Genomic DNA, 12,288 nt, shown 5'->3' with positions numbered 1-12,288 from the left:
CCGACCTCGGGATCGTGGCTGAACCTCGTTGAGGCCTTCTTCTCGATCATCACCCGCCAGGCGCTGCGCCGGGGCAACTTCCCGACCGTGGCCGACCTCATCGCCGCCATCGAACGCTTCATCGATGCCTGGAACGACCGCTGCCGGCCGTTCACCTGGACCAAGGACCCCGACACGGTCATCGCCAAGGCCACCGATCCCGGACACCGCAAGACACCAACCACATCAGTTACGGAGCACTAGGCACTGTTGCGGATGTCATGGAATGACTGGTTGCGTGATGGCCGGTCAGCAAAACACCGGTCCGGGCAGGCCGAGATGAGCGCGCCCCGGCCCGGATCTGTCAGCATCGGACGATGGCTGGCGTCGACCCGGAACGGAACCGTGTCCTCGGCTTCGACACGGGAGCCACCCACCTCGCGGACGTGACCGAGTGGTACCGCTGGGGTCCGTATGTCAGCGAGCGGGCGTGGGGCACCGTCCGGGAGGACTACAGCGCGGACGGCACGGCATGGGACTACTTCCCGCATGACCACGCCCGCTCCCGCGCGTACCGCTGGAGCGAGGACGGCCTCGCCGCCGTGTGCGACTGGCAGCAGCGGCTCTGCCTCGGCCTGGCGCTCTGGAACGGTGCCGACCCGATCCTCAAGGAGCGCCTGTTCGGCCTCACCGGTGGCGCCATCGACCGTGGCAACCACGGCGAGGACGTCAAGGAGTACTACTGGTACGTCGACGCGGTGCCGAGTCACTCCTGGCTGCACTGGCGCTATCACTACCCGCAGCACCGCTTTCCTTACGACGATCTGGTCGCCGAGGGCGCCCGCCGCGGCCCGTTGGACCCGGAGTACGAGCTGCTCGACACGGGGATTTTCGACGACGACCGGTACTGGGCCGTGGATGTCCAGTACGCGAAGGGCGGCCCCGACGACCTGCTCATGCGGATCGTCGTCCGCAACGCGGGACCGGATGCGCAGACCCTGCACGTCCTGCCGACGCTGTGGTTCCGCAACACGTGGTCGTGGGAGGTCGGCGCGGACCGGCCGGAGATCAGCGTCGCGGACGGCGACCTCGTAGCGAGCCACCCGGATCTGGGCGACTACACCCTCACGGTCGGTACGGGTCCGGACGGCCGCCGTCCGGACCTGCTCTTCTGCGCCAACGACACCAATGCGGCACGCCTGTTCGCCGCGCCGAATCCGTCGCCGTATCCGAAGGACGGCATCAACGACCACGTCGTTGCCGGCGCCCCGACGGTGGATCCAGCCGGCAGGGGGACCAAGGCGGCCGCCTGGTACCGCCTTCCGGTGGCGGCCGGTGGCACGGTGGAGCTACGGCTGCGGCTGCGGCCGTCCGGCGACGTGCTCCCGGCGGATCCACTCGGAACCGCCTTCGACGACGTCCTGGGCGCTCGCCGGCGAGAGGCGGATGCGTTCTACGCCGCGCTGTTGCCCCCGGAAGCGCCGGCCGAGGTCGCCGCGGTGGCCCGCGGCGCTTTCGCAGGCCTGGTCTGGTCCAAGCAGTTCTACAACTACGACGTCAGCCGCTGGCTGGACGGCGACCCGGCGCAACCACCGCCACCACGAGGCCGCGCGCGCAACGGGGGCTGGCGCCACCTCGCTCTCACGGACGTTATCTCCATGCCGGACACGTGGGAGTACCCCTGGTTCGCGGCCTGGGACCTGGCCTTCCACTGCGTCGCCTGGGCGCACATCGATCCGGCGTTCGCCAAGTACCAGTTGCGCCTGCTCTGCCGCGACGGAGTGCAGAGCCCGGACGGCGCCCTGCCCGCGTACGAGTGGAAGTTCGACGACACCAACCCGCCCGTGCACGCGTGGGCGACCGTCAAGGTCTGGTCGCTCGACGGCGAGCGCGACACGGACTTTCTGCGGTTCATGTTCGAGCGGTTGGGACGGAACTTCGACTGGTGGGTCTCGCGACACGACTCGCAGGGTGACGGCATCTTCACGGGCGGCTTCCTGGGGTTGGACAACATCTCGGTGTTCGACCGCTCGAACCTGCCGTTCGGCGGTGAGCTGGAACAGGCCGACGCCACCGGCTGGATGGGCCTGTTCACGCTGTCCATGGTCAAGATCGCGCAGGCGCTGGCGCGGTCCGATCCGGCGTACGAGGCCGAGGTCAGCCGGTACCTCGACTACTTCGCGAGACTGGTTCGGGCGGTGGACGAGAAGGGGCTGTGGAGCGAGCGCGACCAGTTCTTCTACGACGTCCTGCGGACGCCGAGCGGGGAGAGTGTTCCCTTCCGCATCGACTCGCTGGTCGGCGTCGTCCCTGCACTGGCCGCTGTTGTCATCACTCCGGCCCGCCTTGACGCGGCGCGGGCGAGCCTGCCCGCCGTCGCGGAGTTCCTCCCCCCGTCGGACGCGCCGGTGGGCTCGCACCGGGTCGGCGTGGTCCGTCCACTCGCCAACCGGTCGGAGCTGCTGCTCAGCCTGATCGATGAGCAGCAGTTGCGCGGGGTGTTCCAGCGGGTCGCCGACGAGGAGCAGTTGCTGTCGCCGTACGGCGTCCGGTCCCTGTCGGCTGAATACCGCAACAACCCGTACGTCGTCACGGTGGACTCGCACCTGGGCTCCATCGACTACCAGCCGGCGGAGTCGACCACGACCATGTTCGGCGGGAACAGCAACTGGCGCGGCCCGGTGTGGGCCCCCCTGCACTACCTGCTCGTCGACGTCGTCGCCGAGTACGCCGATCACATCGGCCCGGACATGACGGTGGAGTTCCCGCACGCATCGGGACAGCAGAAGACGCTCACCGACGTCATGGCGGACCTGCGGAGCCGGTTCCTCTCCCTGTTCATCGTCGGCCCGGACGGCCGGCGTCCCTGCTTCGGTTGGGTCGACAGCCTCCAGCACGACCCCGCCTGGAACAGTCAGCCGCTGTTCTTCGAGTACTTCCACGGCGACAACGGCGCCGGACTCGGCGCCTCTCATCAGACCGGATGGACCGCGGTCGTTGCCGATCTCGTCTGCGGAATGCGCACGGTCACGACACTCGACACCACAGGATAGGGAGCCCGGTTTACCCCGATCCTCCGGCCGCTACGGCCACTCTTCGGACCGCCACGCCGGTGACTGCCACTCCGGCGATGCCTCGGTCTCGATCAGGTCATCGACGACATCGTTGACGCCGGCGGCCCACCGCGGGTGCGCGCCTGCCTCGAAGGGTCGACGACGTCGTGGACCTGATCGAGTGGACGCTGCGCGACTCCTCCTGGCCTACCGGCGTCCGCCTCACCTGCATCGCAGCCGACTCGCCGCGGGGTGCGTTCGTACCTGGAGTGCCCTCAGCCGCGCCCGCGTCGTCCTCTGCAGCGCGGCGGAGTTCGCTACCCTGCCTCAGGCATCTCGGTCCAGGGTGGCACTCCGCAGAGACGCGACCACATGCCCCATCGAACGTGGGGCAGCGGGACCTCGCGCCTGCGCGAACGCACGTGAATGTCGGGAACGACCCCACGTTCGATGGAGGTACCGATGAGTTCCGCAGCTCGTTACCAGCTCCGCGATCACAACCTGGGTCTGGACTTGATGCGTGCGACCGAAGCCGCAGCCATGGCCGCGGGCCGCTGGGCCGGCCGAGGGCAGAAGGAGTCCGGCGACCAGGCCGCGGTGGACGCGATGAGACACGTCCTGTCCGGCGTGCACATGAGCGGCGTCGTGGTGATCGGAGAGGGCGAGAAGGACAAGGCGCCGATGCTCGCCAACGGCGAGCACGTCGGCACCGGCTCCGGCCCCGAGTACGACATCGCCGTCGATCCGGTGGACGGCACGACGCTGCTGGCCAACGGGGCGCCGAACGCCATCGCCGTGATCGCCGCCGCGGACCGGGGCAGCATGTTCAACCCCACCGACGTCTTCTACATGGACAAGTTGGTCGTGGGCCGCGAGGCCGCGGACGTCGTCGACCTGTCCGCCCCGGTGGAGGACAACATCGCTGCGGTCGCCAAGGCCAAAGGCGGTCAGATCTCCGACATCACCGTGGCGATCCTCCAGCGGGAACGGCATGCAGACCTGATCGCGCGCGTCCGCACGACCGGGGCCCGGATCAGACTGTTCCCCGACGGAGACGTGGCGATGTCGATCGCCGCTGCGCAACCCAGTTCCAGCGTCGACATGCTCGTCGGGATCGGAGGCACCCCCGAGGGCGTGATCACGGCCTGCGCCATGAAGGCGATGGGTGGCAGCATCCAGGCACGGCTGGCTCCGCCCGACGAGGAGCAGATCGACCGGGCACTGCGGGCCGGGCACGACCTGGACAAGGTCATGGTCACCGACGACCTGGTGTCCGGCGACAACACCTTCTTCGTCGGCACCGGTATCACTCCCGGTGATCTGCTCGACGGCGTCTTGTACTACCGCGCCGGCGCAAGCACTCGCTCGATCGTGATGCGCTCCCGCAGCGGAACGGTGCGCTACGTCGAGAGTGTCCATGCACTGGACAAGGTGCGCGGGATAACCGACGAAGACTCACGCGCCACGGGATCTGCGCCGGCGACGTGAGAGCTGAGGGGAGCACCACCGGTGCACTTCCATACAGCGGGCCGACGCCTCGCCGATTTCGAGGAGCCGCGCCTCAGTGGTCGTGGTGCCCCCGGTCGGTGGCTCCCGGTGCGGATCCACCGCCAGAACTCGCCCGATGACCCACCCACTCATGCTCCCGCGTCACCGGCGGTATTGCTGCGTTGAACAGCGCTCTCGGGTCCCGCTCCCCGAGGATGCCGGACGAGCCGAGGCGCGTGCAGCCGAGCCGCGCCAGGAAGGCGACCAGCGAAGACGCCTGACCAGGTGGCGAACGGCGGCCACCCGGCGGCCCGAGGACGGGTGCACACCGTGGGAGGCATCGCGCTCGGCCGGACGCCGACCTCGGCCGTCCACGTGGTCCGGGCGTGACCTCGGCAGCCGCCTCACCCGCGGGCCCGCGCCCGCTGACGTCCCGCCGCTCAGTGCGTCAGCTCCCACTTGAGCACGGCAGCGGCGGCCGATACGACCGCCAGCCCGAGCCCAGCGAGGAACAGGCGCCCTGAGCCGTGTTCCGTACCACAGCCCAGAGCCTGCCCTGCCGGAGCCGCCACCGTCAGCGACGAGACGACCGAAACCTTCGTGATCCTCGGCTCGCCGGACGAGTGCCGAGCCAAGGTCGAAGAGCTCTGGGACGTAGCCGACTCGGTCTGCCCCATCCCGCCGCTGTAAGCCCTCCCACCGGACAAGGCGATGCTCTACGCCGCTGCCCTCGCCGACACGTTCTATGAGTGAGGCCGAGCCGGTGCTCCCCGGGCGTCGAGGCCGACGCGACGATGTGTCGGTCCCGGGTCAGTCACGCCAGCACGGGGAGACTGTCCGCACGCCGCCGAGCCATAGCTGCGCGGTCTGCGCGGTCGGCGCCGGCGTCGAGGTGCTCGCGCACGCAGGCGAGGATCGCCTCGATCCCCGCCTGCGGCGAGCAGCGCGTCAACGAGTGCGTCCATGCCGCCTCCCGGAGCGACGTCGTCCGGCTCGAAGCGATTTTTCTGTGGTTGAGCTGCGAGGTCCGGATTGCGGAACCGTGGCGATGTTGCGTCGCGCGTCTCTTGCGGCACGCCACAGCTCCCGTGGGCGCAATGCCGCAGATCCCCCTAAGCGGACGCGAACTGGCACGATGGTGCAGTGAACGTGGTACCACTGATCTCCGTGGTTCTGGGGGCCGTCCTCGCACTCGTCGGCGGCATGGCCACCGAGCTGTGGAGGCAGCGTAAGGTTGCGCGAGTCGCGGCACGGCTCGTGTGGCTGGAACTCATCCTCGGCCGCAGCGCACTGCTCGGGGCGGTGGCCCTGGGCCACTGGCCGGACGACGACTTCCCCTTCTCGGACGACGCGTGGACGGCGCAGCGCGACCGGCTGGCTCTCGGCTGGGACACGAAGGCCTTCCGCGATGTGCAGACGGCCTACCTGCAGCTCCAGGCGATCGTCGCCACGCCACCCACGGAACGGGGTGACACCAGGCTCTTCTGGCCGGCACTCGTCACGATCGATCGGGCTGCCGAGGAGGTTGGCAAGGCAGCGCGCGTGGAGAAGAGGGAGCTCGATCAGTTCCGGCGCCCGCTCGCCGAACGTCTCGAAGAGACCCGCACCTTCGTCGAGCAGGTGCGGGCAGCCGGCCCCGAGCACATGTCGGACCTCTTCGACGAAGAGGCCTTCCGGCAGAACGCGGCCGGCATCCTGCTCTACGGCAAGGAACTGTTCACCTGGATCTCGCCGCGCGCGAAGGCGTTGGACGAGTTCCCACCGGAGCTGCGGGCCCGAGCTGCCGAGGCGATCGCCCATCAGCAAGACACCGAACCGACGCGACGCCGCCCATAGAACGCCCACCTCGGCGCCGACCAGCAGAGGGGCGTCCTTGACGCCGTCGCCGACGTCGAGCGCCGCGCAGCTCTGCTGCTGCAAGTCGCAGATGGCGGCGATCTTGTCCTCGGGCAGCAGCCCGGCACGCACCTCGATCGACCTGGACGACCAGCGCGGCCGCCGCGTGGGAGTTCTCCCCGGTCATGGGTGCAGGCGGCCAGCACCTGCTTGAGCCGGAGTCGCTCCTCGGCGTCTCGCTGGTCGGGGTGGCGCAGCAGCACGAAGCGATGGGCCGAACCTCGGGCATCGCTGGCTTCGGCGGTGGTGCGGCGTCGAGGCGTGGAACGGCGCGAGGTAGGCGGCCACGGCGCCGCGGCAGCCGCGAGCCCTGGCGCTGATTTCCCGGAACAGGATGCTGGCGTTGCGCACCCCAGCGTTGGAGCGTTCGCCCGGCCCGCCGGCCTACCGGAGCCGGACGCGTACGAACTGCTGGTGAGCGCGGTCGGCCGACCCATCGAGGCGGGAGTGGCGCACCGCATCATCGCCGGGACCGGTGGCAAACCCCTGGCCATCGTCGAGGCCGCGGCCGATTGACCCCAGAGCAACTGCGCGGACAGGTGCCACTACCCGAGCCGCTGCCCGTCGGTCACCAGGACGTGCTCGCGGGGACGGTCGAGCGGGCCGAGGCCCTGCTGGCCGAGGCAGCTCGTCCCACAGGAGGCGCAGATCACCGTCGGCCCACGGCCGCTTGGATCGACTCCCGCTCGGGCTCGTGGACTACGGATTTCGGGGGTTCCGCGGTGTCTGCCGCGTCCTAGCCTCGTGGGCACCGGGGCCGGGTCGAGCGGCCGCCAAAGGTCGAGGCCGGTCAAGCCTTGGCCTGGGCGGAGGCGACCGAAGGCGAGGCCGTCGGCGGGGTCTGGGTGTGACAGGTGCCGAATGACCTCGTCGATGGTCGCCCTGGGGCAGCGGAGGCGCGGATGGAAGGGGTTTGCCCATGCAAATCGTCGTGGATCTGAACCGGTGCCAGGCATACGCACAGTGCGTGTTTTTGGCCCCCGAGGACTTCAGATTGAGTGGTGATGAGGCGCTGACCTACGAGCCGAACCCCGATGACGCGCGGCGGCTGCAGATTCAGCGGGCCGCTGCGGCCTGCCCGGTGCAGGCGATCGTGATCGACCGCCTGGACGGTGCGGAGCGGAGTGTGACGTCATGACCCTGCCGGCAACCGTCGCGGAGCTGGTGCGCGACTTCAGGGCCAACGGGCGGATCGTCATCGTCGGCGCCTCCCTGGCGGGACTGCGGGCCGCCGAAGCCCTGCGCGACGAGGGCTTCACCGGGTCTTTGACCATCATCGGGGACGAGCCGCATGAGCCCTACGACCGCCCCCCGCTGTCCAAGCAGGTGCTCAAAGGCTGGGTGCCGGCCGACCACACCCAGCTGCCCCGCTTGCGGGCAGTGGATGCGCAGTGGCGGCTCGGGGTGGCCGCCACCGGATTGGACCGGGCCACCAGGCAGGTGCGCCTGGCCGACGGCGAGCACATCCCGTACGACCGGTTGCTGATCGCCACGGGCACCCGCGCACGGCAGTGGCCCAACCCGACCGAGGCCGCCCTGGAGGGCGTGTACACGCTGCGCTCACGTGATGACGCCGCGCGGCTGCAACAGGCGCTGGCCGCGCGGCCGTCGCGGGTCCTGATCATCGGCGCCGGGTTCATCGGCTCGGAGATGGCGTCGGTCTGCCGGGAACTCGACATCCCGGTGACGGTCGCCGAGCGGGGCTCGGCGCCGCTGGTCGGCGCGCTCGGGGGGGTGATCGGGAAGATCGCCGCGGAGATGCAGCGCGACCACGGCGTGGACCTGCGCTGCGGGGTGGGCGTGTCCTCGCTGGAGGGCGACGCGAGCGGACACGTGCGACGTGCTCGGCTCTCGGACGGAACCACCATCGAGGCCGACGTGGTGGTGGCCTCGCTCGGGTCGATCCGTAACGTGGAATGGCTGGAGGGCTCCGGGCTGGCGGCCGGCTTCTGGGGCATCGGCTGCGACGCCGGCGGTCGCGCCTTCGACATCAACGGCGTGGTGACCGACACCGTTTACGTGGCGGGGGACGTGGCGCGCCAGCCCCACGTGCTGTACGAGTACCAGTTCCTCGCGATGGAGCACTGGGACAATGCCGTCCTCGGTGCCGAGGTCGCGGCCCACAACATGGTGAACCTCGACCCGGACTACTATCCGTATCTGTTGCTGCCCAGCTTCTGGTCCGGCCAGTTCGGCGTCAACATCAAGTCCGTCGGCGTGCCGCCGTTCGGCGACGAAATCGTGTTCACCCAGGGGTCGGTCAAGGAGCGCCGCTTCGCCGCCGCCTACGGTCGTCGGGGCCGCATCGTCGCCGCGGTCACCTTCAATAACGGCAAGTGGCTGGAGCACTACGCGCGGCTGATCGAGCAATCGGCTCCGTTCCCGCCCCCGCCGCCGGGCTGGGATCAGCCCGAGGACATGAACCCGATGCCGGCCGAGTTCCCCGCGCCGGGGGTCCCGACGGCGATCCCCGACGTCGTCTTGACCGGCCACGACCCGAGCGAGCGCAGGGCCGAGTTCCGGCCTCGACGCCGCTGACGCGCCCCTCGAGACCAGCGCGTAACCGGACAGCACCGACAGGAAGAAGAGCATCATGGCCGAGGAAACCCCGTGGCAGCAGGCCCTCCGCTACGCCAACCGCGCCAATCCGTACCCGTTCTACGAGGAGCTGCGGAAGACCCCGGTGGCGCCGCAGCCGGACGGCAATTATGTCGTCAGCACCTATCAAGAGGTCGTCCAGCTGCTGCACGACACCCGGGTCACCTCGGATGGGAGGAAGCGCGGGGTGCCGTTCAGCAACCCCTTCGAGGGGACGGTCATCACCACGGACCCGCCCGAGCACGATGTGGATCGACGCCGGATGATGCGGCATTTCGGGCCGCCCGAGTGTCCCCACATGATCGCCGGCTTCGAGCCGGAGATCCGCCGCATCTTCGGCGAGCTCCTGGACAACTTGACGGGCAAGACCCGGATCGACCTCGTCGACGAGTTCGCCTTCCCGGGGCCGGTGACCGTCATCTGCAAGGTCCTGGGCGTGCCCCTGGAGGCCATCCCGAGCTTTCACGGCTGGATCGAGACAGCCCTGGACGGGCTGGACTTCGGCCCGGAGGCGAACGACCCGGAGCAGCAGCGCCGCGCAGCGGCGGTTCCCGACGCGGTGACCGCACTGAGGCAGTACCTGGGTGACCTGATCGGCCAGTACCGCAAGCAGCCCGGCCCGGGCATGTTGTCGGGAATGGCCAACGACGACGGCCCGGAGGGGCCGCTGTCCCAGGAGTCGCTCGTCAACAACGCGATGCTCATGCTCTTCGCCGGGCATGAGACGACGGTCAACCTGATCGCCCACAGCGTGATGTCCCTGCTGCGGCACCCCGACCAGCTCGAGAAACTGCGCCGCCGGCCCGAACTCATCGTGCCCGGGATCGAGGAGTTCCTGCGCTTCGAGTCGTCGGTCCAGTTGTGGCCCACCCGCTCGGCCCTCGAGGACGTCGAGATCGCCGGCACCACCATCCCGAAGGGCGCGCCGATCTTCCTGTGCTACGGCTCGGCGAACCGCGACTCGGAGCGGTTCGAGAACCCCGACAAGCTCGACCTCGAGCGCCCCGACAATCAGCACGTCGGCTACAGCCAGGGCATCCACTACTGCTTCGGTGCCCCGCTCGCGCGGCTGGAGGTCCAAATCGCGGTCGGCGAGTTCGTCCGCCGCGTGGAAAACCCGCGGCTGGTCGAGGACCCTCCGCCGTATCGCCGCAACCAGATCTTCCGCGGCCCGCGCCACGTCTGGGTCGACATCGACGGAATCCGCGAATGAGCGTCCGAAGAAGGGACCAAAGAAGATCAGCAATGCGAGCATTCCAGATCGTCGAAGCGCAGAAGCCGGCGGAGCTGCGCGAGGTGCCGGTGCCCGAGCCCGGGCCGGGGGGCAGGCCCTGGTGAAGGTCGGGGGTGCGGGCGCCTGCCACTCGGACCTTCATCTCATGGAGGCGCCCGCGGAGCGGCTGCCCAAGCTGCCGCTCACGCTCGGCCACGAGAACGCGGGGTGGGTGGAGAAGCTGGGGCCGGGCGCGACCGGGTTCGCGCCCGGGGACCCCGTGATGGTCTACGGCCCCTGGGGCTGCGGAACCTGCGCGAGCTGCCGGGTGGGCATGGAGAACTACTGCGAGGTCTCCGGCGGCCTCGGCGGCGGCTTGGCTGGACCCGATGGCGGGATGGCTCCGTACATGCTCGTCCCGGCGACGCGCTTCCTGATTCCGCTGGGCACCCTCGATCCCCGCGAGGCCGCCCGCTCAGCGACGCGGGGCTGACCAGCTATCACGCCGTCAAGCGGTCGCTGCACCTGCTGGGGCCGGGCTCGACCGCGGTGGTGATCGGGGCGGGCGGTCTGGGCCAGATGGCCATCCAGATTCTGCGCGCGCTCACGGCGGCGACCACCGTCGCCGCCGTGGACACCGCCGCCGACAAGCTGGAGACCGCCAAGCGCCTGGGCGCGGACGAGGGGGCTGCTGTCCGGCGAGGAGGCGGTCACGCGCATCAAGGACATGACCCGGGGGCAGGGCGCTGAGCTCGTGCTGGACATGGTCGGCGTTGACGCGACCCTGCGGATGGCGGCTCAGGTGGCCCGGGTGCTTGGCCACCTGACCATCGTCGGTCTCGGCGGCGGGGCCCTACCCGTCAACATCTCGAGCCCGCCGCACGAGTGTTCGGTCGCCTCGCCCTACTGGGGCTCCATCCCCGAGCTCCTGCAAGTGATCACCCTTGCCCAGCAGCAGAAGATCAAGATGCTGGTCGAGCACTTCCCCTTGGAATGCGCCGGCGAGGCCTACCAGCTCCTGCACGCCGGCAAGATCCAGGGACGCGCGGTCATCACCCCCAACGCGTGAGCACCCGTCATCAAGGCGGCCGGGGCCTGTCTCCGAGGCACCAGGACAGGATGATCATGGATCGATCCTCGCCCGCGTGGGCGAGCGCCTCGACACCGGCGCCGACCACGTGGCCGTCCAGATGAACCACTGCGGACGCAGAAGCGCGGCATGGCGGGGCGTGCGAACCAGCCCAGGTGCAGGGGCTGAACGGGGCAAGACGGCGCGAGCGCCGGGAACGGTTCGACGACGACCTACTCGTCGTCCTCCAGGCCGAGCTCCTGTTTGAGCTTGGCCGAGCGAGCCTCTCGCATCTCCTGCCGTCCGGCCTTGCGTCCTCGCGCAGCACCCGTCGAGCTTCCCTCTCGGCGGCCTCACCGGGCGATCGGGAGGCGACTCCACTCCGGCCCGAAGTCCGCCCGCCACGGTGCCCGGCGGGGGCGGTGGCCGTGTCGGGTGATCACCGGGCAGTCCGGCTGAGCTGCGCGCCTACCCTCGCTGTAGCGGGGGTTGACCTCGCTTGTCGGGACGGGCGGCACGCCCGGCCGGGCCCGTACAGCGATGCCCCGCAGCCAACAGGGAACGCGGCGCGCCAGCCTGGGCCGCCAGGCGAAACAACAGTGACGCGGCTACGCCCAGGCTGTGCTTCGTGCGCTCCCCCGTGACCAGCGAGACCGGCCCACCGCGCAGGTGCAGCGTGTGCTGCGGCAACTCCCTCTCGCCGCTGGGCGTGCGCCTGTCTCCCCGGCACTACAGGAACTCGCCGCGGGCATCGCAGCCGGACGGCCCGTCGAGCTGCCCCGACCAGCTGGTCGCACGGGCGCCGTTAGGGAGCTACGTTGATCAGCTCCGCATCACAGGAACCGATCACGCGCGAGGGGTCGATCAGCTTGCCGAGCCAACCCTGACCCGTGGAGCGTGATGCCCACCGCGTGGTCCGAGATCACGAAGTCGTCAGCGACCTTGGTCTTGCCGTACTTCTCTGCCATCGCGCAAGGTTGCGCCCGGCGGCT

General features: G+C 69.8%; 11 protein-coding genes and 1 pseudogene. 11 read left to right on the top strand and 1 reads right to left on the bottom strand.

Features of this window, described 5'->3' with window-relative positions; translation table 11 throughout:
• From HK417_RS10950 to HK417_RS10900, 11 genes and pseudogenes are all read left to right on the top strand, one after another.
• A pseudogene (locus tag HK417_RS10950) lies at nt 1–243 on the top strand (IS630 family transposase); the annotation flags it as partial.
• Nucleotides 244–356: 113 nt separating this feature from the next.
• A complete protein-coding gene (locus HK417_RS10945) occupies nt 357–3,032 on the top strand; it encodes an MGH1-like glycoside hydrolase domain-containing protein (RefSeq protein WP_222266252.1) in 2,676 nt (891 codons plus the stop codon).
• A 462-nt stretch (nt 3,033–3,494) separates the two neighbouring features.
• Nucleotides 3,495–4,520, top strand: a complete 1,026-nt coding sequence (gene glpX / locus HK417_RS10940) for a class II fructose-bisphosphatase (RefSeq protein ID WP_261326336.1) — start codon at nt 3,495–3,497, stop codon at nt 4,518–4,520.
• A gap of 1,143 nt (nt 4,521–5,663) precedes the next feature.
• The gene (locus tag HK417_RS10935; RefSeq protein ID WP_222266248.1) at nt 5,664–6,356 is read left to right on the top strand and encodes a hypothetical protein; all 693 of its coding nucleotides are present in this window, start codon (nt 5,664–5,666) and stop codon (nt 6,354–6,356) included.
• Nucleotides 6,357–6,677: 321 nt separating this feature from the next.
• Entirely contained in the window at nt 6,678–6,932 is a 255-nt protein-coding gene (locus HK417_RS10930) for a hypothetical protein (protein WP_222266246.1), read from the top strand.
• Nucleotides 6,933–7,335: 403 nt separating this feature from the next.
• Nucleotides 7,336–7,554 carry a ferredoxin gene (locus HK417_RS10925; RefSeq protein ID WP_222266245.1) on the top strand — a complete coding sequence of 73 codons (219 nt, stop codon included), beginning with the start codon at nt 7,336–7,338 and terminating at the stop codon, nt 7,552–7,554.
• Nucleotides 7,551–8,954 carry an NAD(P)/FAD-dependent oxidoreductase gene (locus HK417_RS10920; protein WP_222266243.1) on the top strand — a complete coding sequence of 468 codons (1,404 nt, stop codon included), beginning with the start codon at nt 7,551–7,553 and terminating at the stop codon, nt 8,952–8,954. Before HK417_RS10925 ends, HK417_RS10920 begins: the two co-directional genes overlap by 4 nt.
• A 55-nt stretch (nt 8,955–9,009) precedes the next feature.
• Nucleotides 9,010–10,227: a cytochrome P450 gene (locus tag HK417_RS10915; RefSeq protein ID WP_222266242.1), complete on the top strand. Its 1,218-nt coding sequence runs from the start codon at nt 9,010–9,012 to the stop codon at nt 10,225–10,227.
• Nucleotides 10,228–10,393: 166 nt separating this feature from the next.
• Nucleotides 10,394–10,720 carry an alcohol dehydrogenase catalytic domain-containing protein gene (locus tag HK417_RS10910; RefSeq protein ID WP_261326335.1) on the top strand — a complete coding sequence of 109 codons (327 nt, stop codon included), beginning with the start codon at nt 10,394–10,396 and terminating at the stop codon, nt 10,718–10,720.
• Nucleotides 10,721–10,806: 86 nt separating this feature from the next.
• Entirely contained in the window at nt 10,807–10,977 is a 171-nt protein-coding gene (locus HK417_RS10905; RefSeq protein WP_222266240.1) for a hypothetical protein, read from the top strand.
• Nucleotides 10,955–11,296, top strand: coding sequence for a zinc-binding dehydrogenase (locus HK417_RS10900; protein ID WP_222266239.1), 342 nt, complete (start codon nt 10,955–10,957; stop codon nt 11,294–11,296). The genes HK417_RS10905 and HK417_RS10900 overlap by 23 nt, the downstream gene beginning before the upstream one ends.
• Before the next feature lie 833 nt (nt 11,297–12,129).
• Here the strand turns inward: HK417_RS10900 and HK417_RS25315 are convergent.
• Entirely contained in the window at nt 12,130–12,264 is a 135-nt protein-coding gene (locus HK417_RS25315; RefSeq protein WP_261326334.1) for a hypothetical protein, read from the bottom strand.
• Nucleotides 12,265–12,288: the final 24 nt, after the last annotated feature.

It is taken from the genome of Modestobacter marinus, from assembly GCF_019799945.1.
GTDB classification, from domain to species: Bacteria; Actinomycetota; Actinomycetes; order Mycobacteriales; family Geodermatophilaceae; genus Modestobacter; species Modestobacter marinus_B.
This window is presented reverse-complemented; position numbering and strand designations above follow the sequence as displayed.

What these genes read in the sequence shown, in the direction of transcription:
- HK417_RS25315 (WP_261326334.1), bottom strand. Translation starts at nt 12,264, where the DNA reads ATGGCAGAGAAGTACGGCAAGACCAAGGTCGCTGACGACTTCGTGATC.
- HK417_RS10905 (WP_222266240.1), top strand. Translation starts at nt 10,807, where the DNA reads ATGGCCATCCAGATTCTGCGCGCGCTCACGGCGGCGACCACCGTCGCC.
- HK417_RS10925 (WP_222266245.1), top strand. Translation starts at nt 7,336, where the DNA reads ATGCAAATCGTCGTGGATCTGAACCGGTGCCAGGCATACGCACAGTGC.
- HK417_RS10910 (WP_261326335.1), top strand. Translation starts at nt 10,394, where the DNA reads ATGGAGGCGCCCGCGGAGCGGCTGCCCAAGCTGCCGCTCACGCTCGGC.
- HK417_RS10915 (WP_222266242.1), top strand. Translation starts at nt 9,010, where the DNA reads ATGGCCGAGGAAACCCCGTGGCAGCAGGCCCTCCGCTACGCCAACCGC.
- HK417_RS10900 (WP_222266239.1), top strand. Translation starts at nt 10,955, where the DNA reads ATGACCCGGGGGCAGGGCGCTGAGCTCGTGCTGGACATGGTCGGCGTT.
- glpX (WP_261326336.1), top strand. Translation starts at nt 3,495, where the DNA reads ATGAGTTCCGCAGCTCGTTACCAGCTCCGCGATCACAACCTGGGTCTG.
- HK417_RS10920 (WP_222266243.1), top strand. Translation starts at nt 7,551, where the DNA reads ATGACCCTGCCGGCAACCGTCGCGGAGCTGGTGCGCGACTTCAGGGCC.
- HK417_RS10945 (WP_222266252.1), top strand. Translation starts at nt 357, where the DNA reads ATGGCTGGCGTCGACCCGGAACGGAACCGTGTCCTCGGCTTCGACACG.